The 25,327-nt window shown below is 57.9% G+C and carries 23 protein-coding genes; 9 read left to right on the top strand and 14 right to left on the bottom strand.

Annotated features, from left to right (window positions below):
- Positions 1-83: 83 nt before the first annotated feature.
- Positions 84-1,757, top strand: a complete 1,674-nt coding sequence (locus ACN0WW_RS06815; protein ID WP_417610746.1) for an alkaline phosphatase family protein — start codon at positions 84-86, stop codon at positions 1,755-1,757.
- Positions 1,758-1,772: 15 nt separating this feature from the next.
- On the opposite strand, the gene ACN0WW_RS06810 is transcribed toward ACN0WW_RS06815, so the two are convergent.
- From ACN0WW_RS06810 to ACN0WW_RS06790, 5 genes are all read right to left on the bottom strand, one after another.
- Positions 1,773-2,717, bottom strand: a complete 945-nt coding sequence (locus tag ACN0WW_RS06810; protein WP_417610744.1) for a right-handed parallel beta-helix repeat-containing protein — start codon at positions 2,715-2,717, stop codon at positions 1,773-1,775.
- A gap of 133 nt (positions 2,718-2,850) precedes the next feature.
- Positions 2,851-5,466 (bottom strand): methionine synthase, encoded by a 2,616-nt coding sequence (metH, locus tag ACN0WW_RS06805; RefSeq protein ID WP_417610742.1) that lies wholly within the window; start codon positions 5,464-5,466, stop codon positions 2,851-2,853.
- A gap of 92 nt (positions 5,467-5,558) precedes the next feature.
- Positions 5,559-6,608 carry a homocysteine S-methyltransferase family protein gene (locus tag ACN0WW_RS06800; RefSeq protein WP_417610740.1) on the bottom strand — a complete coding sequence of 350 codons (1,050 nt, stop codon included), beginning with the start codon at positions 6,606-6,608 and terminating at the stop codon, positions 5,559-5,561.
- Positions 6,605-7,561, bottom strand: a complete 957-nt coding sequence (gene metF, locus ACN0WW_RS06795) for a methylenetetrahydrofolate reductase (protein ID WP_417610738.1) — start codon at positions 7,559-7,561, stop codon at positions 6,605-6,607. The genes ACN0WW_RS06800 and metF overlap by 4 nt, the downstream gene beginning before the upstream one ends.
- On the bottom strand, positions 7,558-8,577 hold the full coding sequence (locus ACN0WW_RS06790) for an ArsR/SmtB family transcription factor (RefSeq protein WP_417610736.1): 1,020 nt from the start codon (positions 8,575-8,577) through the stop codon (positions 7,558-7,560). Before ACN0WW_RS06790 ends, metF begins: the two co-directional genes overlap by 4 nt.
- A 234-nt stretch (positions 8,578-8,811) precedes the next feature.
- On the opposite strand from ACN0WW_RS06790, the gene ACN0WW_RS06785 reads away from it, so the two are divergent.
- Positions 8,812-9,123, top strand: a complete 312-nt coding sequence (locus ACN0WW_RS06785; protein WP_417610735.1) for a hypothetical protein — start codon at positions 8,812-8,814, stop codon at positions 9,121-9,123.
- Positions 9,124-9,210: 87 nt separating this feature from the next.
- On the top strand, positions 9,211-9,405 hold the full coding sequence (locus tag ACN0WW_RS06780) for a hypothetical protein (RefSeq protein ID WP_417610733.1): 195 nt from the start codon (positions 9,211-9,213) through the stop codon (positions 9,403-9,405).
- A 3-nt stretch (positions 9,406-9,408) separates the two neighbouring features.
- On the opposite strand, the gene ACN0WW_RS06775 is transcribed toward ACN0WW_RS06780, so the two are convergent.
- Positions 9,409-10,536: a serine hydrolase gene (locus tag ACN0WW_RS06775; RefSeq protein ID WP_417610731.1), complete on the bottom strand. Its 1,128-nt coding sequence runs from the start codon at positions 10,534-10,536 to the stop codon at positions 9,409-9,411.
- A gap of 125 nt (positions 10,537-10,661) precedes the next feature.
- Entirely contained in the window at positions 10,662-11,873 is a 1,212-nt protein-coding gene (locus ACN0WW_RS06770; protein WP_417610729.1) for a phospholipase D-like domain-containing protein, read from the bottom strand.
- Positions 11,874-12,021: 148 nt separating this feature from the next.
- On the opposite strand from ACN0WW_RS06770, the gene rpoZ reads away from it, so the two are divergent.
- Positions 12,022-12,369: a DNA-directed RNA polymerase subunit omega gene (gene rpoZ / locus ACN0WW_RS06765; RefSeq protein WP_417610727.1), complete on the top strand. Its 348-nt coding sequence runs from the start codon at positions 12,022-12,024 to the stop codon at positions 12,367-12,369.
- Positions 12,370-12,482: 113 nt separating this feature from the next.
- Here rpoZ and ftsH read toward each other — a convergent pair whose 3' ends face one another.
- The 6 genes from ftsH to ACN0WW_RS06735 all read right to left on the bottom strand — a co-directional run bounded on the left by ftsH (position 12,483) and on the right by ACN0WW_RS06735 (position 20,133).
- Positions 12,483-14,435: an ATP-dependent zinc metalloprotease FtsH gene (gene ftsH, locus ACN0WW_RS06760; RefSeq protein ID WP_417610725.1), complete on the bottom strand. Its 1,953-nt coding sequence runs from the start codon at positions 14,433-14,435 to the stop codon at positions 12,483-12,485.
- Between the two features lie 168 nt (positions 14,436-14,603).
- On the bottom strand, positions 14,604-15,557 hold the full coding sequence (gene tilS / locus ACN0WW_RS06755) for a tRNA lysidine(34) synthetase TilS (protein WP_417610723.1): 954 nt from the start codon (positions 15,555-15,557) through the stop codon (positions 14,604-14,606).
- Between the two features lie 3 nt (positions 15,558-15,560).
- Entirely contained in the window at positions 15,561-16,436 is an 876-nt protein-coding gene (locus ACN0WW_RS06750) for a hypothetical protein (protein WP_417610721.1), read from the bottom strand.
- A gap of 117 nt (positions 16,437-16,553) precedes the next feature.
- Positions 16,554-17,390 (bottom strand): helix-turn-helix domain-containing protein, encoded by an 837-nt coding sequence (locus tag ACN0WW_RS06745; protein WP_417610719.1) that lies wholly within the window; start codon positions 17,388-17,390, stop codon positions 16,554-16,556.
- A gap of 196 nt (positions 17,391-17,586) precedes the next feature.
- Positions 17,587-19,869 (bottom strand): phosphoenolpyruvate--protein phosphotransferase, encoded by a 2,283-nt coding sequence (ptsP, locus tag ACN0WW_RS06740; RefSeq protein WP_417610717.1) that lies wholly within the window; start codon positions 19,867-19,869, stop codon positions 17,587-17,589.
- A gap of 111 nt (positions 19,870-19,980) precedes the next feature.
- Positions 19,981-20,133: a YdcH family protein gene (locus ACN0WW_RS06735; protein ID WP_417610715.1), complete on the bottom strand. Its 153-nt coding sequence runs from the start codon at positions 20,131-20,133 to the stop codon at positions 19,981-19,983.
- Positions 20,134-20,315: 182 nt separating this feature from the next.
- Between ACN0WW_RS06735 and ACN0WW_RS06730 the strand changes: the two genes are divergently transcribed.
- Both ACN0WW_RS06730 and ACN0WW_RS06725 read left to right on the top strand, forming a co-directional pair.
- On the top strand, positions 20,316-20,513 hold the full coding sequence (locus tag ACN0WW_RS06730) for a YdcH family protein (protein ID WP_417610713.1): 198 nt from the start codon (positions 20,316-20,318) through the stop codon (positions 20,511-20,513).
- 160 nt (positions 20,514-20,673) lie between these two features.
- Positions 20,674-21,129, top strand: coding sequence for a DUF1465 family protein (locus ACN0WW_RS06725; protein WP_417610711.1), 456 nt, complete (start codon positions 20,674-20,676; stop codon positions 21,127-21,129).
- A gap of 16 nt (positions 21,130-21,145) precedes the next feature.
- Here the strand turns inward: ACN0WW_RS06725 and ACN0WW_RS06720 are convergent, their stop codons facing one another.
- Positions 21,146-22,246, bottom strand: coding sequence for an alkene reductase (locus tag ACN0WW_RS06720; protein ID WP_417610709.1), 1,101 nt, complete (start codon positions 22,244-22,246; stop codon positions 21,146-21,148).
- A 130-nt stretch (positions 22,247-22,376) separates the two neighbouring features.
- On the opposite strand from ACN0WW_RS06720, the gene ACN0WW_RS06715 reads away from it, so the two are divergent.
- From ACN0WW_RS06715 to feoB, 3 genes are all read left to right on the top strand, one after another.
- Entirely contained in the window at positions 22,377-23,042 is a 666-nt protein-coding gene (locus tag ACN0WW_RS06715) for a COQ9 family protein (protein ID WP_417610707.1), read from the top strand.
- Between the two features lie 131 nt (positions 23,043-23,173).
- The gene (locus ACN0WW_RS06710) at positions 23,174-23,443 is read left to right on the top strand and encodes a FeoA family protein (RefSeq protein ID WP_417610705.1); all 270 of its coding nucleotides are present in this window, start codon (positions 23,174-23,176) and stop codon (positions 23,441-23,443) included.
- A 3-nt stretch (positions 23,444-23,446) separates the two neighbouring features.
- Entirely contained in the window at positions 23,447-25,306 is a 1,860-nt protein-coding gene (feoB, locus tag ACN0WW_RS06705; RefSeq protein ID WP_417610703.1) for a ferrous iron transporter B, read from the top strand.
- Positions 25,307-25,327 lie beyond the last annotated feature (21 nt).

The following is a 25,327-nucleotide window of genomic DNA, read 5'->3' as shown; positions in this document are numbered from 1 at the left end:
AAAAACTCACTATTTCCTGTTTAATCGCATTAGGCTATTGGCAGGCAGCTTTCTATAGCGGCATTCATCAGTGAGGACCATTCGTGCAAAAATCGATCTTAGTTACAGCTTTGGCGGCATCTATCATATTTTCCGGCACAGCAAATGCGGAAGATATTAAAAGCGAAGCGAAGGCTCCTCCGAAACTGGTGGTCGCCATATCGGTGGACCAGTTTTCCGCTAACCTTTTCAGCGAATATCGTAGCAGCTTCACCGGCGGCCTGAAAAGACTGGCCAATGGTGCAGTGTTCCCGTCGGGCTATCAGTCGCATGCGGCGACCGAGACGTGCCCCGGCCATTCGACGATCATGACCGGTGTACATTCCGGGCGCGCCGGGATCATCGCCAACAACTGGATCGACCTCTCGATCAAACGCGATGACAAGACGGTCTATTGCGCCGAAGACGAGCGCGTTGAAGGCACCAGCTTTGGTGATATTACTGCCCCAACACAGGGCGACTATGTTGCGTCGGCCTGGCATTTGCTGGTCCCGACACTCGGCGAGCGGCTCAAGAAAGTATCTCCGAAATCCCGCAATGTCGCGGTTGCCGGCAAGGACCGGGCAGCCCTGATGATGGGCGGCCATGTTGTCGATGAGATCTACTGGTGGAAAGGCAAGGGATTTACCACTCTGCAGGGGCGAGATACCCTGCCTTCGGTGGCGGCTCTGAACGAATCGATTGCGGCAAGCATCGACAAGGCCCGTCCGGCTTATGCGACACCAGCGCAATGCGTCCCGCACGACGCCAAAATCATGCACGGTGACGGCAAGTCGGTTGGCGACTATGCCTTTCAGCGTCCCGAAGGCGCGGCCAGCATCTATCGGGCCTCTCCGGATTTCGACCGGTCGATCCTCGCGGCGGCGACGGCCGTGATTAACGAAATGAAGCTGGGGCAGGGCGATACCACGGACGTGATATCGGTCGGTCTCTCGGCGACCGACTATATCGGTCATTCCTTCGGTACCGAGGGCCTGGAAATGTGCATTCAGATGAGTGAACTGGACCAGTCGCTTGGCCGGTTTTTCGATATTCTGGACGCTGAAGGCATCGATTATGCGGTCATGCTGACCGCCGATCATGGCGGCCTTGATCTGCCGGAGCGGATGAGCCTTCAGGGCGTGCCGACAGCGCAGCGGATTGATCCCAATCTCAATGTCACCGAAATCGGAAAGACCGTCGCGAGGGAACTGGGGCTGCCTGAAGACAAGCCCGTCCTCTACGCGGATGGCCCGTTTGGCGATTATTATGTCAGTCGGGAGCTGTCAGACAAGCAAAAGAAGATGGTCAAGGACAGTGCGATGGCGCTCATTTCGGCCCATGCGCAGGTTGAAGCCGTGTTCGATCATGATGATTTGATGAAGATTACCGTGCCGAGCGGATCGCCCGAAGAATGGACTTTGGAAGAGCGGGCCCGGGCATCCTTCCATCCGGATCGCTCCGGTGATTTTATCGTTTTGCTGAAAAAGGCCGTGACGCCGATTGCCTCAACCATGCGGGGATATGTCGCCACCCATGGCAGCCCCTGGGATTATGATCGCCGCGTCCCGATTCTGTTCTGGCGCAAGGGGCTGCAGCATTTCGAGCAGCCACTTTCAGTGATGACGGTTGATATTGCCCCGACCCTGGGCGCGCTTATCGGCGTGGACATTCCCGCGGATGAAACCGACGGCAAATGTCTGGATATCGATGGCGGCCCGGCGAACAGCTGCGACTGACCTCGACGTCTGACCTTAGCGCCGCTCGTATCGAGTCAAACCCCTGCCGAGACTGTTGTTGGCGATCCTGATCTGGTCACCGCTCCAGTCGGCGACGAACCAGGTGTTCCGTTGTACGCCCTTCGCCAGCGATGCGCTGTTTGAGTGGATGTTGAGGCCATTGGAACTGTGGTCGGTGTCTTCGGCCGCCACCGCGATGAAGGCGCTCCAGTTTTCCTTGTTCTGGCCCTGCACAAAGACATTGCCGCTGATCACGCCGGTGGCACCGGCGGGCAGGTCGATCATATAATTGGTGCTGCGCCCCTGGGTGTCGTCAAAGCTGTTGTTGGTTATCGTCACCCGTCCGGTACGGGTTTTGATATAATGTCCGCCGTTGCCTTTTTCGAAGCGGCTGTTGGTGACCTTCAACGCCCCGAAATAGCCGATATAGATGCTGTGTGCGCAGGACAGGCCGCGATCGCAGCGTCCCAGCCGCTGAAAGGACGAACGGTCGATGACAATTTCCGCGCTTTCATCATCGGAGCTCAAAATGCCTTCTTCGGCGTTGCGGAACAGGGCGTTATAGACATAGAGATCGCCGCGCTCGATCCGGATACCGGCGCCATTGCCATCGGGAACCCGCTGATTCTGGAAAATGATCCCGTCGATGGTTGCGGCCTTGCCGCGAAGAACGAGCGTTGCCTTTTCCTCGCAGATGCCGCCGTCAAAAACCGTGCGGCCGGGAATCAATGCCTTGTAGGTGATCCGGCCCGCGTCCTGCACCGCGCAATCGCGGTACGCGCCCGGTGCGATAATGATGGTGGCATTATTGCCGCCAACGGCTTTCACCGCATCCGCCAGCCGCGAATAGGTCGCTCCGGTTTCGGCGATGGTGAACGGTGCCTCGCGCTGGGCCTCAGCGGCGGTTCCGGCAACAGTCGCCATCAGGGCCGCGGCTATCAGCGGGGATTTGAAGGTCATTTCGGTCATCCTGACTCGAGGGAAAAGAATATTTTCAATATCGCCAGCCGCGATATCAAACAATATTTAAGCTTGGCCTGTCCCAGATGAATTCAGGATGAGCGAAAGAGGTTAAAGGGTTAATTTCGCAGGGCTATTCGTTCAAATTGGGGCGCAGCCACTGGCGCGCCTGATCGAGACTGACGCCGCGTCTTTCAGCATATTCTTCAACCTGATCTTCCCCGATCCGCGCAACCCCGAAATATTCGGCTTGCGGATGGGCAAAGTAGAAGCCTGAAACCGCGGCCGTCGGCGTCATCGCGAAGCTGCTGGTGAGCTCGATACCGGTATTTTTTGTTGCATCGAGCATGTCGAACAGGACCGGTTTCAGACTATGGTCCGGGCAAGCCGGATAGCCCGGGGCAGGGCGGATGCCCTGATATTTTTCACGAACAAGATCCTGATTGTTGAGATTTTCGTCCGCTGCATAGCCCCACAAGTCCTTGCGTACATGTTCGTGCATGCGTTCGGCAAAAGCTTCGGCCAGCCGGTCGGCCAGCGCTTTCAGGAGGATGCTGTTATAGTCATCCTTGTCCATCTCGAACCGCTGGACATGCTCCTCGATGCCATGACCGGCTGTGACCGCAAACCCGCCGAACCAGTCATCCTGTTCGTCGATGAAATCAGCAAGGCAATTGTTCGGTTTGCCGCCCCGCTTGACGACCTGCTGTCGCAGCATCGGCAAGCTATATTCCTCATTTTCCGGCGACACGAGAATATCATCACCATCGCGCCGCGCCCGCCATAGGCCTACCACCCCTTTCGCAGTCAGCCACTTTTCCTCGATGATTGTGTCGAGCATGGCCTGTGCATCGCGAAACAGATCGCTGGCGCTCTCGCCGACAATCTTGTCGGTCAGGATCGCCGGATAATTGCCGGCCAGTTCCCAGGCTCTGAAAAACGGCGTCCAGTCGATATATTGCCGCAATTCTGCCAGGTCCCAATCTTCGTAGACATGCAGGCCTGGTTTGGCGGGTTCCGGAGCCTTTAATGTCATATCGATTTCAGCGGCGTTCGCCCGAGCCTCTTCGATGGTCGACAGTTTCTTCCCTGTTTTTCCGGCCCGCGCGATCCGCACCAGTTCATAATCTTCCCGGGTCTTGGCGATAAAGCCGAGCGCCTGGGTGTCGCTGACCAGTTGCGAGGCGACGCCGACCGCACGGCTCGCATCCAGCACATGGATGGTCGGGCCGCTATAGGCCGGTTCGATGCGCAGCGCGGTGTGCGTCTTGGACGTGGTGGCGCCGCCGATCAGCAGCGGCATCTGCATTTTCGCCCGCTCCATTTCTTCGGCAACGGTGACCATCTCGTCCAGCGACGGCGTGATCAGGCCGGACAGGCCAATGATATCCGCGTCATTTTCATTGGCGGCCTTCAAAATGTCTGTCCACGAAACCATCACGCCGAGATCGACGACCTCGAAACCATTGCACTGCAACACGACGCCGACGATATTCTTGCCGATATCGTGCACATCGCCCTTGACCGTGGCCATGATGATCTTGCCCTTGCCCTTGGCATTCTCGTCCTTTTCCGCCTCGATATATGGGAAGAGATGGGCGACCGCCTTTTTCATGACGCGAGCCGATTTCACGACCTGCGGCAGGAACATCTTGCCTGAACCGAACAGGTCGCCGACGACATTCATGCCGTCCATCAGCGGGCCTTCGATCACCTCAATCGGCCGTCCGCCGCGATCCTTGACCGCCATCCGCATTTCTTCGGTATCATCGACAATATGCGCGTCGATGCCCTTGACCAGCGCATGTTCCAGCCGCTTGTGTACTTCATAGCCGCGCCATTCCGCTGCCGCCTTTTCCGCGACCTCGTCGGTGCCACGGAATTTCTCCGCCAGCGTGATCAGCCGGTCGGTGGCATCGTCGCGGCGGTCGAATATCACATCTTCGCACAGCTCGCGCAGTTCTGGATCGATATCGTCGTAGATGTCGAGCTGGCCGGCGTTGACGATCGCCATGTCCATGCCCGCCGGGATCGCGTGATAGAGAAAGACGCTGTGCATCGCCTTGCGCACCGGTTCGTTGCCGCGGAAGCTGAACGACAGGTTGGACAGGCCGCCGGAGATATGGACATGCGGGCAGCGCTTGCGGATTTCGCGCGTGGCCTCGATAAAATCGATGCCGTAGCGGCGATGTTCGTCGATGCCGGTGGCAATCGCAAACACATTGGGATCGAAGATGATATCTTCCGGCGGAAAGCCGATACCGGTCAGCAGTTTGTAGGCGCGCTCGCAAATCTCGACCTTGCGCTCCTTGGTGTCGGCCTGTCCGGTTTCGTCAAATGCCATGACCACGACCGCGGCGCCATAAGCCATGCATTTGCGCGCGTGATCGAGAAACTGCTCCTCGCCTTCCTTCATCGAGATCGAGTTGACGATCGGCTTGCCGGACACACATTTCAGACCCGCCTCGATGACCGACCATTTCGAGCTGTCGATCATCACCGGCACCCGCGCGATATCCGGTTCGGCGGAGATCAGCTTGAGAAATGTGGTCATCGCGTGATGCGCGTCGAGCAGGCCTTCATCCATATTGATGTCGATCACCTGCGCGCCGTTCTCGACCTGCTGCCGCGCGACTTCGACGGCGGCTTCATAGTCGTCGTTGAGGATCAGCTTCTTGAACCGCGCAGAGCCGGTGACGTTGGTGCGCTCGCCGACGTTGACGAAATTGGTGGAGGAGGTCTGTGTCATTTGATTTGATGGTATCCGTTGGTCTCTGAAGGAGCCGAGAAAGATTCTGGTCGCACGTCGCTCGGCGTGCACCGGGAAGGGCTGCTGATCATTCAGGCTGCCATAGTGAACGGCTCCAGTCCTGAAAGCCGCGTGCGGACCGTGACATCCGGGATCGTGCGCGGTTCCTGACCGGACACGGCCTTGGCAATGGCTGCAATATGCTGCGGCGTCGTGCCGCAGCAGCCGCCGACAATATTGACCAGCCGGTCTTTGAGCCAGTCACCGATCAGTTCCGCTGTTTCCTGCGGCATCTCGTCATATTCTCCCAGCTCGTTGGGGAGGCCGGCATTGGGATAGGCCATGATCAATGTGTCCGCCTCTTTCGCCAGCATCGCCAGATGCGGCCGCAGTTGGTCAGCGCCGAAGGAACAGTTGAGACCGATGGTCAGCGGTTTCAGGTGCCGCACTGCGTGCCAGAACGCCTCTACCGTATGCCCGGACAGGTTCCGTCCGGACAGATCGGTCAGCGTCATCGAAATCATCAGCGGCACATCCCGGCCACTGGCTTCGGCGGCTTCCATCGCCGCCATGCCGGCGCATTTGGCATTGAGTGTATCAAAGATCGTCTCGATCAGCAGGAAATCGACGCCGCCATCAATCAGGGCATCGCACTGGTCGCGATAGACGCCTTTCAGATAATCATAGTCAATCTCCCGAAAACCGGGATCGTTGACATCGGGGGACAGGGACAGGGTCTTGTTGGTCGGGCCAATGGAGCCAGCGACAAAGCGCGGCCGTCCATCCTTGGCTTCGGCCTTGTCACAGGCAGCGCGCGCAATTTCCGCCGATTTGACATTCAGATCGCGAACCAGATGTTCACAGCCATAATCCGCCTGACTGATCACGGTGGAGCTGAATGTATTGGTTTCGATTATATCCGCGCCGCTTTCGAGATAGGATGTGTGGATCGCTTCAATGATATCCGGCCGGGTCAGGCTGAGCAGATCGTTATTGCCCTTCTGGTCGTCGGTCAGATCGAGATCGCCGCGATAATCGTCTTCGCTCAGTTTGTAATTCTGGATGGCCGTACCATAGCCACCGTCGAACACCAGAATGCGGTCGGCGGCTAGCTTGTGCAGTTGTTCGCGTGCACTGGTCATGCCGCTTTCTCCTGTTGTGCACCAGCCGGACGCTTGCCCAGCAAATGGCAAATCGCGTAGCTGAGTTCAGCCCGGTTGAGCGTGTAAAAATGAAATTGGCGAACGCCGCCGGCATAGAGCTTGCGGCACAGTTCCGCCGCGACCGTGGCGGCGATCAGCTGTCGTGCGGAGGGGTGATCATCCAGCCCCTCGAACAGGTCATTCATCCAGGTCGGGATTTCCGCGCCGCACATACCCGCAAATTTGCGGGTCTGGGCGACGTTTGAGACCGGCAGAATGCCGGGCACCAGCTCAGCATCGATACCGGCTGCCGCAGCCGCGTCGCGGAACCTGAAAAAGGCTTCTGCGGTGAAGAAGAATTGTGTGATGGCTCGGGTCGCGCCCGCATCCAGCTTGCGCTTGAGATTGTCGAGATCGCTCTGCGGGCAATTGGCTTCGGGGTGGGTCTCCGGATAGGCGGCAACCGAAATTTCGAACGGTGCAATATCGGTCAGGCCTTTTACCAGCTCTGCGGCGCTCGCATAGCCTTGCGGGTGCGGCTCGAACGCCTGGCCTTCAGCGGGAGGATCGCCGCGCAGGGCAACAATATGCCGCACGCCGGCATCCCAATAGGATTGGGCGACCTCTGCAATCTCCGCCTTGCTTGCCCCGACGCAGGTCAGATGCGCTGCCGCCGGTATATCGGTCTCCCTGGCAATGCGAGCGACCGTGGCGTGGGTCCGTTCCCGCGTGGTGCCGCCAGCGCCATAGGTCACCGACACAAATCGCGGGTTGAGGGGCTCGAGCGTAACGACGCTGTCCCACAGGGTTTTTTCCATCTTATCGGATTTTGGCGGGAAAAATTCGAAGGATACGTCCGCATCACCGCTCAACCCCGCGAACAGCGGGACATCAAGGGCCCGCTTCGCTTCTTCCAGTTCGATCAGGCCCATGGGCCGGGTTGGATTTGTCATGCTGATGCTCTTTTCAAGGTTTCGGCTGGTGATGCCTGTCGGTCGGAATCGGAGTGAAGGCTGGGAATGGCGGGTTTTGTCGCCACCCATATTTTTACGGTCAACGCCCCGCCATCGAGCGTCCTGATCTGAACCAGTTCAAGCTTGGATGCGGTCAGCCAATGTTTCATGCTGTCATCGCTGAAGCCAAGGCGCGCGTGGGCATGATCGGTGCGAAGCTCTTCGCGGTCATGGGCGGCGAAATCCGCGATCAGGACGATTCCGCCCGCTTTCAGGACGCGGGACACTTCCAGCAATACGGCTTCCGGATGCTGGGCGTAATGCAGCACTTGATGAAGAATGACACTGTCCACGGCGCCGTTCGACAGCGGCAGATGATTAAAATCACCCTGCTTCAACTCCGTCTTCTGGACGATATCGGATCCGCTGGCAATTTCGCTTTCGAGCAATTTTGCCCGGGCCAGCCGCAGCATTTCCGGGCTGTTGTCGATCGCGACGACCGATTGCGCAGCCGCTCCGAACAGTTCGATCATCCGTCCCGTTCCGGTTCCTATGTCCAGCATCTTGCCAAGAGGAGCTTCTTGTAAAAGCGCTAACATCGCACTTTCTACCTCGGCTTCCGGCAAATGGAGGGAACGGATGGCATCCCACTCTTTGGCATGGGCTGCAAAATAGCGCTCCGCCATCTCTGCCCGCGCTTTGCGGACCAAAGACAGCTGGGCCTGATCCTGTTTCGCCTGCTCGGATTGCGCGACTTTGTCAGAGCGAAAAATCCGGCCCAATATTTCGAGTTCCGCCGCTGGACCGGGTTTCAGGAAAACCCAGCTTCCTTCCTTGCGGCGTTCTGCCAGGCCCGCTTCGTCCAATATTCTGATATGCCGGGAAATGCGGGGCTGGCTCTGATCCAGAATTTGCGCCAGTTCACCGACGGCCAATTCCATCTTTTGCAGCAACAGCACGATTCGCAACCGCGTAGGGTCCGACAAGGCTCTAAAAATGTTCAGGATATCGTCCATGTAGTAATACTATATAAAGAAATCTTTATATCCGGTCAATCGCCTTGATTTACTAGGAATCGCTTTCCTGCACGGGCTTTATGAAACAAAATTTACAATGACCCGCAGCGCTGCGCCGGGTTCTTCATTGCGTTCAATTCCTCCTCTCGCTAAAGCTGCCGACCGTAGGCTGATGGTCGTGTAAGACTTCCGGGCCTGCATGGTTTTTGAGAAGTACAATAGAGGGTTACCGCTATGAAGAAAGTTACAACATCGATCGTTTTGGCTGCGGCACTTGGCCTGGCCGCCTGTTCCGGTGCAGATAATGCAGAAACTGGTGCAGAAGAAACAGTAGACGGCACCGAAGCAACGGCTGAAGAAGCTGCTGACGACGCCATGGATGCAGCCGAAGGCGCTGCCGACGCCATGGGCGACGCAGCTGCTGAAGCGACCGCAGAAGCTGCTGACGCCGCTGACAAAGCTGCGGACGCTGCTAAAGACGCTGCTGACGCCGCTGGCGAAGCCGCCGAGAAAGCGAAAGACGCCGCCGAAGAAGCTGTCAATTAAGCTGTTCGACAATTTCGAAAAAGGGCTGCCTCCGGGCGGCCCTTTTTTTGTCTTTGGTTCGGCCGTTTTTGGCTTTATGGAGCTGCCATGAGAAGCATTTTTACTGCCATGATATTGGCCGGACTGGTTGCCTGTGGCCCGGCACCGAATGATCCGGGTCCGGGCGGAGTAACCGTTGGCGAAGCAAAAGCGCTGGATGAAGCGGCAAAAATGCTCGACGAGCGCAACGCAGCGCCAGATAATGTTGAAAATATAAACACAGGCGCGGCAGACACCGAATAGGCGCTAGCCCGGATGGTAGCGCCCCACCGCGCGGGTGACCGATTGCATCAGGCGCATCCGCGCCGGGATCGACGCGGTTGTATCGCCGAGCATCACCACTACAGCATAGCGTGTTCCATCAGGAGCCGTCATGATTCCGACGTCATTATATCCGGTGGCGACCGCCCCCAGCTCTTGCCCGGTTCCGGTTTTGTGCAGAAATTCCCACCCGGCCGGGACGCCGGCCTTCAGACGGTTCGGACCGCTGCGCGTACGCTTCAATATCGACTGCAGCAATTTTGTCGAATTATCGGACAGCAGTTCGCCGCGGGCCAGCTTGTCGAGAGCGCCGGCGATCGCAAGCGGGCTGGCGCCGTCAACGGGGTCGGCAAGATAGGCATTGAGTGATTGCCGCCGCTGCTCGACCGGAATTTTCGCGCGCGCCGCATAGAAATTTCTCCGGTGAGACAGGTCCTGCTTCCATTCCATCCCGGCGATACCGCTTTGCAACAGGCGCTCGCCCGGTCCGAAGCGAATCTTGCCGAGAGAGTTTTTGGCGATGAAACGGCGCACCGCCTCAGGGCCGCCAGCATGGCGTAGCAAGGCGTCATTCGCTGTATTGTCGCTGCTGGCGAGGGCCATTTCGAGCAGCGTATAGACGGTCTTCACAACCGCGCCGTTCCGCTCCACTTCGACGGCCATCGGCTGATGAAACAGGGTCAGGTCTTCCTTGCCAATCCGGATCGGGTCGGACAGCGACGCTTTCCCCTGATCGATCTTGTCGAGCATGGTCATCGCGACCCACAGTTTGGAAACGCTCTGTTGGGGAAAATATTCATCCGGCCGAAAACCGAACTCCCAGGCGCCATCGATCCGTTTTACGGCAATCCCGGTTTTCCCCGGGAAGGTTCGCCATAATTCCCGGATTTCCCGAACCAGGGCCGGGTTGGGCTGTTCGCGTGTGCTCTGGGCAGGCGGCGGGCTAGATGGTGCCTTGTTCTGATAGACCGGAGGGGGCGCAGCCCTGCTCTGCTGCGGAACCGGCCTGTCCGGTGGCGATACGCAGGCAGCCAGTGCGGCGGTGAGCAGCGCGGTCAATATCAGCCGAAAATTGTTCATCTGTCGTCGATCATAGCCTATCGGAATGTTCATAAATCCTTGTAGCTAAGGGCTTCTATCTGAACAGGGTTAAAATCGCGGATTGCGATGAATGATTCTTCTGTTGCGACAGAAGGCGAGGCATCGGCGGCTAGACAGTGGTCGCCACCTATCGCGCTTTATTTCGCGCTCGCGATATTGAGCCGGCGGGTCACACGATAGTCGAGCGTGTTGACCAGAAAATAGGACAGGGCCCAGCCAATGCGATTTAGGAATGAGGCCCGAGACTTGTGAAGTTGCACGGTAATAGTTTCGGTATTTTTATGCAGAACGTCGATCACCGAACGCGCGTGTTCGGCAAAGTCGGCATCTTCAATCCGCAGCATCATTTCGACATTGATGAAAAGACTGCGCAAATCGAAGTTCGCCGATCCGATATAGACAGCATCATCGACGATCACCAATTTGGTGTGCAAGCGCCGCGGCTGATATTCGAATATTTGTGCCTTTCGCTTCAGCAGATATCCATATAGCAAACGGCTTGCCCCGATAGTCGCGGCATTGTCGGTTTTGCCCGGCAATATGATTCGGCTTTGCCCGCCGCGCTTGGACAATCCGCCAATCCGCCGCAATAGCCCCTGGCCGGGGGAGAAATAGGCCGTCACCATGTCCAGTCGCCGGCCCTGCTCGAGATCTTTCTTGATCGCTGCCGCCCATCGACTCATGCGGTTGCTCGGTCCGCCTAACAGCCACTGAAACCGGCCATCGCCGGCGTCCCATTGGCGCACCATCTTCCGCAGCGAGCGCATGTTGCCGTTGTTGCGATAGACCAGATTCGACAATATCCGGTAATAATCCGCCAGATTGGCCACTTCAGGCCCTTCAATTTCCATGCCGAGATCTTCCCAGCTGTCGTCCGTGAGGCCGGTGTCGGAATCCCTGGGTTGCAGATTGAAATATTCGTCCGCGATATTGAATCCGCCAATCAGGGCACGACAGTCATCGGCGATCACCATCTTTTGATGATTGCGAACGAAATAGCTGGAGGAGAAGCGCGGGCTGAAAAACTTGAATTTTCCGCCTGCTGCGATCAGCGGATCAAAGAATTTGCGCGGCGTGCCATTGGAACCGAAGCTGTCGACCATTAATTCGACTGCAACCCCGCGCTTGCAGGCCGCGATCAGCTTTTTGAGGACCCTGTTGCCGACGCGGTCATCCTCGAACATGTAGAAGAACAGCTTGAGGCTATGGTCTGCGCCTTCGAGTGTCTTCAACAAGGCCGAAAGCCGCTCTTTCGCAGCTCGCATAAGCCGCAGCCGATTGCCGCCAACCTCATAGAATCGCGGAACCACCGGTCGTCTTGTCGGCTTGCCGTTCTGTATATTTTTCATGGTTTTGCGACATAGATTATCACTGGTCCCCGGACAAACCATTAGATTGGTCTACGGTGCGGGCACGCTCCGGATTTGTTGACAAATCCCGCATTTCTCCCTAGGTGGAGGGTTCTTTTCCAATAGTTTGCAGAATCAGGAGCGCCTTATGGCTCGCGTTACGGTTGAAGATTGCGTTGATAAAGTTACAAACCGGTTTGATCTGGTGTTGTTCGCTGCCCAGCGCGCACGTGAGATTTCAGGCGGCGCAGAGCTGACAGTGGATCGCGATCGCGATAAAAATCCGGTGGTTGCGCTGCGTGAAATTGCAGAGGAAACCGTAAAACCGAAAGATCTGCAGGAAAGCCTGACCCAGTCGTTGCAGAAGGTTCTCATCGATGATGATGACACGCCGGACGAAATCGGTTCGATCAGCCAGTCAGCGGAGGCACTTCGTCTGACCGCTGCTGCACCACCGCGTAGCGCTGGCGTTGCTGGAGATTACGGCCGCCGCTAAGCGGTCGGCGATACCGCGCACGACATTTCAGACAAAAGAAAAGGCCGCCGGGACGATATCCCAAGCGGCCTTTTCTTTGTTCGTTTGTATGCCCGTCCCGAGCGCCGGACGACCTATGCGCCCTGCGGCTTGGGATCGTTAAACGGGCCTTTCTTCTTGCGACCCGCTTTCGGGATGGAAGCGCCGACTGTCGGAACCGCAGCCGGCTTGACGACACCACCATTGGGGCGTTCGAACTTGCCGGTCTTCACCAGCTCGTCAATTTCCTCGCCCGACAGCGTCTCATATTCGAGCAGCGCATTGGCCAGTGCGTGTAACTGATCATTATGCTTGGTCAGCAGATGCTTCGCCCGATTATAGCTGTCGTCGATCAATTTGCGGATCTCGAGGTCGATTTTCTTCGCCGTTTCGTCAGACATGTGGACGCGCTGGGACTGCGAATAGCCAAGGAAGGTTTCCCCTTGCTCTTCTTCATATTGCAGCGGCCCCATTTCGTCGGACATGCCCCACTGGGTCACCATGTCGCGCGCAAGCTTGGTCGCATATTGGATGTCGCTGGACGCGCCTGAAGACACTTTGTCATAGCCGAAGATGATTTCCTCGGCGACGCGGCCACCCATGGATACCGCCATATTGGCGTGCATCTTGTCGCGGTGATAGCTGTAATTGTCCCGCTCCGGCAGGCGCATCACCATACCGAGGGCACGGCCGCGCGGAATGATTGTCGCCTTGTGGATCGGATCCGAAGCTTCCTCGTGGACCGACACGATCGCATGGCCGGCTTCGTGATAGGCAGTCATCTTCTTCTCGTCGTCGGTCATCACCATGGACTTCCGCTCGGTGCCCATCATGACCTTGTCCTTGGCATCCTCGAACTCGCTCATCGCGACCATCCGCTTGCCACGCCGGGCCGCCATCAGCGCTGCCTCGTTGACCAGATTGGCCAGATCGGCACCGGAGAACCCGGGCGTACCGCGCGCAATCGTGCGGGCATCAACATCGGGTGCCAGCGGCACTTTCTTCATATGCACCGCCAGGATTTTCTCACGGCCTTCGATGTCCGGTCGGGGTACAACAACCTGCCGGTCAAATCGGCCAGGACGCAGCAGCGCAGGATCGAGCACATCAGGGCGGTTTGTCGCGGCGATGATGATGATGCCTTCATTGGCTTCGAAACCATCCATTTCCACCAGTAGCTGGTTCAGCGTCTGTTCGCGTTCGTCATTGCCGTTGCCGAGGCCGGCACCGCGATGGCGTCCAACCGCGTCGATTTCGTCGATAAAGACGATGCAGGGCGCATTTTTCTTCGCCTGCTCGAACATGTCGCGGACCCGGCTGGCACCGACGCCGACAAACATTTCAACGAAGTCGGAACCGGAGATGGAGAAAAACGGCACGCCGGCTTCGCCTGCAATGGCGCGGGCCAGCAGCGTTTTACCGGTACCGGGCGAACCGACCAGCAGCGCGCCTTTCGGAATCTGGCCGCCCAGCTTGGCAAAGCGACCGGGATTTTTCAGAAATTCGACAATCTCTTCCAGCTCTTCGCGGGCTTCATCAATCCCGGCGACATCCTGAAAAGTAACTTTGCCCTGCTTTTCGGTGAGCAATTTTGCCTTGGATTTGCCAAAGCCCATCGCGCCGGATCCGCTGCCTTTCTGCATCTGGCGCAGCACGAAAAAGGCAATGCCTAGGATCAGCAGGAAGGGCAGGGACTGGACCAATATGATCTGCCAGATGCTGGCCTGTTCCTGTGGCTTGCCGCTATATTCCACGCCCTTTTCATCCAGCAATGTGACCAGAGAAGGATCGCTGCCAACCGGCGTGGTCGAGAACATGTCACCATTGGTCAGCTCACCCGTGATTTTGTCGGGTGCGATGGCGACGCTTTTCACGCTGCCTTCTTCGACCTTGTTGCGGAATGACGAATAGCTGATTGCAGAGCCGGAATCCGAATGTGCACCAGCGCCAAACATCGAAACGGTCAGCAGAAGCGCGATGATAACGCCGGCCCAGATGACCATGCTTTTCATCCACGGGTTTTCTTTTGGATCCTGTTCGTCATTCATGAGGCATATTGTCCTGTCATCATTGTCGCTGCGGGCATTGGACCTGTCGCCGCGATTTTGTCATTCCCCTAAAGATAGGGCTTTTGCGACAGATAACAATATAAAGGCCAATGTTTTTCCCGATCACAGTTAACGAACGGTTTCACGATATTGGCCGCGCACGGAATTTCAGCCGTTCCGCCGCGCTGGCGCAGGCTGAAAGCGCCAGATATCGCCGCCCTCGCACAGAATATTGCCGAGGGTGACGGTCTGTCCCTTCTCCAGTGCCAACAGCGTCTGATCGATCTGGTTGCCGCGCGGCGCCAATGTGGGCTCGCATATGTGCAGGCATTTGAGCAATAGTCGGCGCTGAATTTCGCGCGGATATGCGGCGGGTGAGAAGGTACAGCCGCTGTCCGTGGCGGTGATATGGTCGGCAGCCAGCCGCTCCACCATCCACTCGATGGCTTCGCGCGCGTCGCTCAGGGCGCTTGCGCTCTGGCTGGCAAGCCTGGTGTCAAATCCATCCAGATCTTCCAGCGCCTTGCGCACCCGGACCCGATCATAGCTCTGATCGCGATTGGACGGATCGTCGACGGGTGTGATGCCAAGGTCGGCGACATAGGAAATCAGTTCCGCCTTTTGAAAGTGGAGCAGGGGGCGGATGATAATATTCCGTTTTTCGCGAATAGCCGACAGGCCGTCGACCCCGCTGCCGCGCAAGATCCGCATGATCATAGTTTCCAGCTGGTCGTCGGCGTGATGCGCCGTGGCCAGCCAGTCGATATCGTTCTGCTGCATCCAGACGTTCAGCAATTCGTAGCGTACGCGCCGGGCGCTGCTCTGAATGCTGCCGCGGATCGGGACGGCAGGCCGCAAAATTTCATGCGGAATACCGTGCTGGCGACATAGCGCTGCGACAAATTCTGCTTCGTCGCGGGCGGCGGGCCGGAGGCCGTGATCGACCGTTGCCGCCGCAATCTGGCCGGGGCAGGACCGCAAGGCGAGCAACAATAGTGCGAGGCTGTCGGGTCCCCCGGAAACCGCAAGCCCGAGCTTTTGGCCTTTCGATTCCCGCTCGGGGATCAACCGATCCAGCGCCGCCGTGAACCGTCTGTCGAACGAGGCGGCCGCATCGTCCATATTCTATTTACAGTCGGCGGCAGCCTTGCCCGATGTCACGCGCGCAGCAAGTCGGCCAGTCGCCACTTCGGGGTAAACCTCCTGCATTTCCGCTAGCACCCGGCAGGCGTCTTTCTTCTTGCCTAGCTGGACCAGCGCTGTGCTCAGAAAATACAGACTGTCCGGTGCGCGTCCTCCACGTGGCCTTTTCTGGTAATTTTCATAAAAGGCCACCGAAGCCAGCGCCGGTTTCTTGTCATCGAGATAGGCACGGCCGAGCAGGTTCTGGGCAAAGCTTGCGCGCTCATGATCCGGATGCTCCGCTACCACTTTTTTCAGCTGCGCTTGCGCTTCCGGATAAAATTTCGCGTCCCACAGGCGAAAGCCATAGACATATGCGTCTTCTACGGCATCCCCGGTGTCGGGCATCACGATCGCTGCAACACCGGCGACCCGGTCTGGATCAGGCGTTGCCTCTGCCGCTGCAGACGCCTTTGCGGCGGCAGCCTGAGCTGATCCCACGGCCGTCGTTGGCCCAGCGCTCGCGGCCGGAGCTTCTGCCGCCGCCAGCCGGTCTTCGATCTTTTTCAGACGATAGCCATTTTCCTCCACTTGCCCGGTGAGGCGTGCCAAGCTGGCTTCCAGTGCATCGACTCTGGCAATCAAGTCGGTGACAGCCGAAGTGGTGATCGTGTTCGCTGGCGAAGCGGTCGGTTTCTCAGCCGCTATTTCGGGCTCGAAATAGCGCGTTGCACCACCCTTGAAAACTTTGCGCTGGACCGCGCGCATTTCCTTCTCAAGCCGGTCCACGCGTTTGTCGACATTTGCGCTTTGTGCTGCTGCTGGCGTGCCGATCAACAGGCTGGTGAGCAGGATAGTGATACCGAATGTCTTCATCATGGCCTCCGCTGATGCCCGATATATTAACCATATATCAGACTGAAAAGTAAACAAAATTGTACGAGGAAGCCGGTGTTAGCCCACCGCTTTCGGCGATGGCACCGGAGGAGGCGTTCGCTAGTCGGACGACAGATCAGCGGCTTGATCTTCGCCTTGCTCCCTCGCCAGTAATGCTGCTGCGCTCACGCCGACATCCTTGATGGTTCGCTCTCCCGTGCCCAGTTGAGGGACCACCTGACCATCTATGGTCACGGTCAGCGCGTCCGGTCGCCCGGTCAGGATCTGCGGATCATCTGCGTCAGCCGGAACGGTAAATGTATCTCCGGCAGCCATCTCATCTTCAAACAGGCGGTTTCCCTCGGCGTCATAGATTTTCATCCAGACCGGCTCGGTTGCCGTGAGCACCACGGTGCCGTCGCTGGGCGGTGTTGTAACGCTATTGGTTACCGTTTGAGCATTGGAGCCTGCTGCGGTCGGTGCCGCCGTCGCTGTGGTGTCACTCTCGGCAACCTGTGTCACATCATCGGGATTGAGAACGAACGAACGCCAGACCAGAAAGCCAATCAGGACCAGGAGGGCAATCGCACCAGCGGTCCACGCCAGGTATCGCGGCGGAATGCTGGACGGGCTTGCGGGGTCATATCCGCTGGATTCAGGTTGGTAAGCGCCGTGACCCTGTTCTTCCATTTCCGCGCGTAGCTGGCTGCCGATCGTCGCGTCAACCAGCCCGACCGACCGCGCGTAGGATTTGGCAAATCCGATCGCATATGTTCGTCCGGGAAGGGCATCAAAATCGCCATTTTCGATCGATTCCAGATGACGGTGCGGAATGCGGGTTTTTTTGGCGATATCGTCCAGCGAAAGGTTTTTCTCCTCGCGCGCACGCCGTAATGTTTCCCCCGTGCTGTGGAGATTCAGCTCGACATTTTCCTCGTCATTGGACTCTTCGGCCACTCAATACTCCCTTGGCCGGATCAATTTGCGACCCTTTTCGCATTCCCCGGATTTCGTTGGAAAAAAGCCAGTTTGGGCAGCAAATGTCAATGGCTATCATGGCTGGGATGCTGCATTTTACGTTATTAACACAGATTTACGTTATTAACATAGGTTTACCTTGTTCGCACAGAACCGTCGAAAAATTTCCGGCCGGTCAGCCCAGATCGACATCGCCCTCATTTGCCCATTGCTCCAGCCTTTGTCTGGGTTCGATCGGCGCTTCCTTCAAAATCGCTGCCATTTCCGTTGTCGCCTTGCCCAGATCGAGCGACCGGACCATAGCCTTGATCGGCCCCACCGAAGCAGGCGTGATCGACAAACTGCGGATTCCCAGACCGAGCAGAGCCAGAGCATCCAATGGCCGGCCACCCATTTCTCCGCACACGCTGAGCGGAATTTCGTAGCGTGCGGCATTGTCTGCGGCGCGGTGCAAAAACCGGAGAATGGCAGGGCTCATCCAGTCAAACCGCTCGGCCAGTTTCGGGTTGCTGCGGTCAGCAGCGAACAGAAACTGGGTCAGATCATTGGTGCCGATCGATAGAAAATCGAGTCGGTCTGCCATCAGGTCGAGACATTCCGCGAGCGCTGGGACTTCCAGCATCGCGCCGTAGCGGATCGTTGTTGGCAGCCGCTTCTTCTGGCTGTGCAGATAGGCGCGCTGGTTTTCGAAGACCGCCCGGGCCTGATCGAATTCCCAGGGCTCGGCGATCATCGGGAACATGACGTTCAGCTTCCGCCCGGCGGCTGCCTCCAACAATGCGCGGGCCTGCACTTTCATCAGGGCATCGCGTTCCAGCCCGATGCGGATCGCTCGCCAGCCCATCGCGGGATTGTCTTCCTTGGGATCGCTGGTCTGAAAATAGGGCAGCGGCTTGTCGCCGCCGATATCCACGGTGCGGAATATCACCGACTTTTCGCCGGCAGCGTCCAGAACATCGCGGTAAAAGCGCGTCTGCCCGGCCCGGCCCGGCATGGTCGCAGCAACCAGAAACTGAAATTCGGTCCGAAAGAGTCCGATACCGTCGGCACCGGTCAGGTTGAGCAGCGCCATGTCATCGCGCAGACCGGCATTGATATTGACGGTGATCCGCACGCCGTCCTTGGTGATGGCTTCCTTGTGGCGCAGCTCCGAATAGGCGGCGCGTTTTTTCTGGCTCAGTTCCAGCTGGGCTTCAAATGCCTCCTCGACAGACGCGCTGGGCCTGACAAACAGCGCATTGTCATCGACGTTGAGCAGCAGGTGATCGTCTTCCCGCACCACTTGCCGGATATTCTTGACCTGTCCCAGTATCGGGATGCCCATGGCGCGCGCGATGATGGTCACATGGGCGGTGAGGGAGCCTTCTTCCAGTACCACACCCTTCAGGCGCCGCCGGTCATATTCCAGCAGTTCGGCAGGCCCCAGATTGCGGGCGATCAGGATCGTGTCTTGCCGCAATCCCATTTTTGCCGCTGTACCCATTTGTCCGGAAACGATGCGCAGCAGCCGGTTGGCGAGATCTTCCAGATCATGCATCCGCTCCGCCAGCAGCGGATCGTCGATCTGCCGCATCCGCATGCGCGTATGCTGCTGCACTCGCTCGATCGCAGCCTCGGCGGTCAGGCCACTGTCAATCGCCTCGTTGATGCGCCGACTCCAGCCCTCGTCATAGGCAAACATCTTGTAGGTCTCGAGGACTTCCTCATGCTCGCCGCCGACACCAAATTCCGCCTGGCTGGTCATCTGGTCGATCTGATCGCGCATCTTGTCGAATGCCGAATAAACCCGGTGCCGCTCGGCCTCGATGTCTTCGGCTACGGTATGCTCGATTTTCACTCTCGGCTGATGGAACACCGCGTGACCGCTGGCCTTGCCCTTGACCAGTTGCAGGCCGCTCAGGCGAGTGGAGCCATTATCCAGCGAGGCGGATTCCTCTGCCAGATTGTCATCGACAAATTCGGCGCTGGAAATCAGCTCGGACAGCACCATGGCCGCAGTTTGGAAAGCTTCAATCTCTTCTTCGGAATAGCGGCGCGGTTCGACGTGCTGGGCACATAATACGCCGATCGATTGCTGGTTCCGGATAATCGGCACACCGGCAAAGCTGTGAAATTTCTCTTCGCCGGTTTCCGGGCGATACTGGAAATCGGGGTGACTGGCCGCCTCGTCCAGGTTCAATGTCTCGACATTTTTTGCGATATAGCCGGTCAGGCCTTCGCCGACGGCGAGCTTTGTTACATGCACCGCCTCGGCATTCAGGCCGCGGGTGGCGAAAAGCTCCAGAACGCCTTCGCGGAGCAGATAGATCGAACAGACCTCGCTGCTGACCGCGTCCGCGATCGTGTTGACCACCTGGTTCAGTTTCACCTGGGCATTGCCGCGCGACGCCATGATCGACCGCAGGCCGGTCAATATATTGCGAGCAGTCTTGGTGCTAGAGGGATCAGAGGCTGGCATTATTTACGCCTAGCAGAAAGGCCGCATAAGAGCGACGTTGAAAAACTACTGTGGTGCGAAAACCGATTTTATTGGTGTCAGGCCAGCCGGATCGCCGTTGCTGCGCCTCGGCTAGTTCATAAGCTCCTGCTTCAGCCGGAGCTTTTGCTTCTTGAGACTATGAATTCGAATCGTGTCGGGAAGGGGCCGCATTTCTTCTTCGTTGATCTTGCGTTCCAGCGCTTCATGTTTTTGGCGCAATGCTGATATGTGATTCTGAATCATTAAAGTCTCCTCAAAATGTAGTTATTGAAAATGAACGAGGATGAAGGCTCCTTTTCCTGCGTTGTGCGCCAATCGGCGCGGGTTCATGATTAAATTGTCTTGGTTTAGACTTGCACCACGAATACAGTTAAGATTACAAAATTGTTGCGGCCACGCAAGAGGGAGATTGATCCGGAATGGCGATGAGCGATGAAGAGTTGCAAACGCGGATTGAGCTGCTGAAAATTGAGCATCGTGATCTCGACGAGGCTATTGCGGCGCTTGTTGAAGCGGGCAATCCGGATCAACTCCGGACGGCGCGACTGAAGAAAAGAAAATTGCAGTTACGCGATCGGATCATTCTGCTCGAAAACCAGCTCATTCCCGACATCATTGCCTGAAGCCCCCGCTGCTCCGCGGCTTCGCCGAATGTTAACCAATATTATCCACCATTTACCCCCAGGGCGGCTCGCGTACCACTATGGAACACGGCGGTTTTGCGGCTAACGAATGCCCAAAAACCGCTGTTAACTGGTGGCAATATTTTGCTACGGAGCCTCCATGGGATACCGTAACTTCTTGCTGACACCGAAAGTGCTGGACGCGCTTTATACTGAAGCGATGCTGCTCGCGGATGAAGCGCGGTCCTATTTTGAATCAGGGCGGTTCAATGAAGAATGTGATCCGGCCAATCTGCTTGCGGTGTCCTTTTCCTGTGAGTCGCTAAAGGTCACCACTAGGCTGATGCATTGCATTGCATGGCTGCTGAACCAGAAAGCCCTGCACAGCGGCGAACTAACCGATGGCGAGGCCTGGAACCGTGATCGTGCGCTTGGCGAGACGCCGGCTTCTGATCCGTTGATGATCGCCCGGTTTCCCGCAGAGGCGCAAGAGATCATCCGCGCCAGCGAAGATCTGTTCCAGCGCCTCCAGCGTCTCGCCCGCCGCATGAACGAGAAACCATCGCCGGTACCGGTGGTTCAGGACATGTTCCTGCGTCTGCAAAGCGCCTTTTAGACAGCCGCGATCCGTTTCAGGCGGTGGCTTCTTCCGTCTGCTCCATCGTTGGATAATCGGTATAACCTTCCGGTCCCTGGGTGTACCAGGTCGGGGTGAAGTCGATCGGGTTGAGCTCGGCGCCAACCTTGAAACGCTTTGGCAGATCCGGATTGGTCATGAAGGTCCGGCCAAAGCTAATGGCATCCGCCTTGTTTTCAGCCAGCGCCTCTGTGGCATTATCATAAAAATAATCGCTGTTGAGCACGAGCGGGCCATTGAACACGGGCCGGATATCGGGACTGACGGCCGGCACATCGGTGTTGCCATAGGTGCCGTGGGGAGGCGGCTCGCGCAGTTCGAGAAAGGCGATACCGATTGTGTCGAGCAGTTTCGCAGCCGTGGTAAAGGTTTCTACCGGAGTTGCGTCATCCGCGCCCTGGGAATCGCCATTGGGGGACAGGCGGACAGCCACGCGGTCACTGCCCCAGACATCTACCAGCCGCTGTGTCACTTCGCCCAGTAAACGGACGCGGTTTTCGGTGGGGCCGCCATATTCGTCGGTACGCAGGTTGGTGCCGGAGCGAATGAACTGGTCGATCAGATAGCCGTTGGCCGCGTGCAGCTGGACGCCGTCAAAGCCTGCCTTCTTGGCATTTTCGGCTGCATTTTGATAATCATCCAGCAGATCGGGAATTTCGCTGATTCCCAGTGGCCGTGCTTCGACATAATCGCGCTTGCCCTCATAGGTCCGCACTTTGCCCGGCGCGGTGGTCGCCGACGCAGACACGGGCTTCTCGCCATTCAGGAAATCGGGGTGGACGATCCGGCCCATATGCCAAAGCTGGCAGATGATCCGTCCACCGGCCTGATGGACCTGCTCGATCACCGGTTTCCACGCTTCGGTCTGGGCATCGTTCCAGATGCCGGGCGCGAAGGTCGTGCCCAGGCCTTGCTGGCTGATACCAGTGGCTTCGGAAATGATCAGGCCGGCGCCGGACCGCTGCGCATAATATTCACCCATGATCGGCGTTGGCACATGGTCCCTGGTTGAACGGCAGCGCGTCAGGGGCGCCATGAACATGCGGTTCGGGGCCTCGATAGCGCCAACGGTGATTGGATCAAATAATGTGGACAAGATGGAATTCCCTGAAACTGGAGGCCTGAATTGTTAACTGGGTAGTTAAGATGCAGCACCGTTAAATGCAATGGTTTGAAACCAAGCAATTTCTGTCTATATCGATAGCTCTGATTTCAAAGGAATGTCCATGACTGTTGCGCTGCCCAAAGATCCGACACTGGATGAGGTTCGCGTCTTTCTCGCGCCCGAACTGGCGACGCAGGCGGCGTTTGACGGCTGGAACGAGAAGGCGGTGCTGGCCGCTGCTGACCTCAACAATATTGATGCCGACCTCGCCAGACTCGCGTTCAACGATGGTGCGGTAGACATGATCGACGCCTGGTTTCAGGCGGTCGATGCGAAGATGGCGGCCAAATATAGTGCCGATGAACTGGCTGCGATGAAGGTCAGGCAGCGGATCAAGCTGTTGGTCGAAGCGCGGCTGGAAGCTGTGGCGGCGGATCGGGAGGGGCTGCGGCGGGCTGTCGCGATCCTGGCGGCACCGCCGCATTTGCGCCGGGCTGCGAAATTGGGCTGGCGGACCGCAGACCGCATCTGGCGGCTCACCGGTGACACCGCGACCGACTATAATCATTATACCAAGCGCACTCTGCTTGCCGGTATCTATGGCAGCACGATCAGCGTTTTCCTCGATGATGAAAGCGAAGATTTTGCCGAGACGCGAGCTTTTCTCGATCGCCGGATCGAAAATATTATGCAGTTCGAGAAGGTCAAGGCGAAGGTCACGGGCCGCGGTGGCGACCGGTTCAGTATGGCCCGCTTCGTCGGCCGGCTGCGCTACCGGGGAGCCTGACCGAATACTATAGTGCGATCCCTGGCCGTGACCTGATGCGCACGTGCGCGACACAATCTCACGAAAAGACTCGCCAAATCTAATCAATATTGATAATCAATCGCAATTAGAGAAATCGAGTGTCGAGATATATGCAACCATCCACAACCCTGGACCTGCTGTCCCTCAAGCAGCGCGCGGAAGTCGTCGCAATCGACTGGACAGCTATTTCGGAAAACGAAGGTCGGCGGCTTCGGGCGCTGGGCATCGATCAGGGCGTCTCGGTTGAAAAGCTCCACAAGGGCATGTTCGGGATGAATGACCCGATCGCCCTGAAGGTGGGGCGCATGATGATCGCGGTGCGCAGATCGCATGCGCGGGCGATATCGGTATGCCCGATTGCGGTGACGACCGCAGCCTGATTTATGTCGGAAGCCGCTCCTCTCATTGTCCTCGCGGGCAACCCCAATTCGGGCAAAAGCGCCCTGTTCAACGCGCTGACTGGCGCGCGCCAGAAGATCGCCAATTATCCCGGCGTGACGGTCGAACGCAAATCCGGACATTTTGCGTTCGCCGACGGCCGGCCCGCTGAACTGGTCGATCTCCCGGGCAGTTACAGCCTCGATCCGACCAGCCCCGACGAGGAAGTGACGCGCGGCGTCATCATGGGACTGCAGAAGGGCGAGCGCCGTCCCGATGCGATCATTCTGGTGCTCGATGCCGCCAATCTCGACAATCACCTGCGTTTCGCGCTCGAAGTCATCGCACTCGGTCAGCCGGTCGTGGTGGCGCTCAACATGATGGATCTGGCTGAGCGGGATGGCCTGACTCTCGATCCGGAAAAACTGTCGCAAGCTCTCGGGGTTCCGGTTGTGCCAACCGTGGCGGTCAGGCGGCGCGGTCTCGAAGATTTGGCTGCTGCGGTGGAAAGCCGTTTGCAGGATAAGCAAGACAAGACCGAACCGGTGGTTGCGAAGGATCGCGATCACGGCCTGAGCAAACAGGCGAAGCGCATTGCCAACCTGACAATCGTCGCCGAAACCGCTGGCCGGCGCTGGTCGGAGCGGGCTGATCGCCTGTTTTTGCACCCCGTTATCGGTCCAGTCATTCTGTTTGGCGTGCTGTTCGTGATGTTCCAGGCGGTCTTCGCCTGGTCGGAAGCCCCCATCGGATGGATCGAAAGCGCCAGCGAATGGGTTGCGGCCACGGTCGAGGCCAATCTGCCGGCCGGCTTCCTGCGCGATTTCATCATTGAGGGCGCGATCGGCGGCGTCGGGTCTGTCGTCGTGTTCCTGCCGCAGATTCTGATCCTGTTCCTGTTCATTCTGTTGCTGGAAGCGAGCGGCTATATGACCCGGGCTGCCTTCATCATGGACCGGCTGATGGCCAGCGTCGGCCTGTCGGGGCGCAGCTTCATTCCGCTATTGTCGTCCTTCGCCTGCGCCATTCCCGGCATCATGGCGACGCGCAGCATTTCTGATCCGAAGGACCGGCTGACCACGATATTGGTGGCGCCACTGATGACTTGTTCGGCGCGCCTGCCGGTTTATGCGATCATTATCGGAGCCTTCATTCCGCCGACTGAGGTCGGGCCCGGCATCGGTCTGCAGGGTCTGGTGCTGTTCGGCCTCTATGTCTTTGGCATTGTCGGCGCGATGATCGTTGCGCTGGTCCTCAGGAGCACAGTGACCAAGGGACCGAACAGCGGCTTCCTGATGGAAATGCCGAAATATCAGCTGCCCCGGCTCAGCGATATATTGCTCGGCCTGTGGCAGCGCGCCTGGATCTTCCTGCGCCGCGCCGGCACGATCATCTTCGCCGCTACCGTCATTCTCTGGCTGCTGCTGACCTTCCCGAAGGTTCCTGAGGACAGTACGATGAGCCAGGTCGACTATAGCGTGGCCGGACGGATCGCCAACGTCATCGCGCCAGTGGTCAAGCCGATTGGTTTCAACCGCGATATCGCGCTCGCCCTGATCCCGGCGATGGCAGCGCGCGAAGTTGCGGTCGCGGCGCTGGCCACGACCTATGCGATCAATGCAACGGATGAGGAAGCGGAAGCCAAATCGCTCACCGAACGGCTGCAAAGCAGCTGGTCGCTGCCGACCGCGCTGGCCTTCCTCGCCTGGTTTGTCTTTGCCCCGCAATGTATTTCTACGATCGCTGTCACGCGCCGCGAAACCAACGGCTGGAAATGGCCGACCTTCATGGTCCTGTATCTTTTCGCGCTCGCCTATGCCGCAGCCGGGATTACATATTGGAGTGCCGTCGCCCTCGGTCTATAGAGTCCGCAAGAATCGATATTC

It is taken from the genome of Parasphingorhabdus sp., from assembly GCF_048269865.1.
In the GTDB taxonomy this organism is placed as follows: domain Bacteria; phylum Pseudomonadota; class Alphaproteobacteria; order Sphingomonadales; family Sphingomonadaceae; genus Parasphingorhabdus.
Note: the sequence above shows the minus strand (reverse complement) of the source record. Positions and strands in the feature narration are given on the sequence as shown.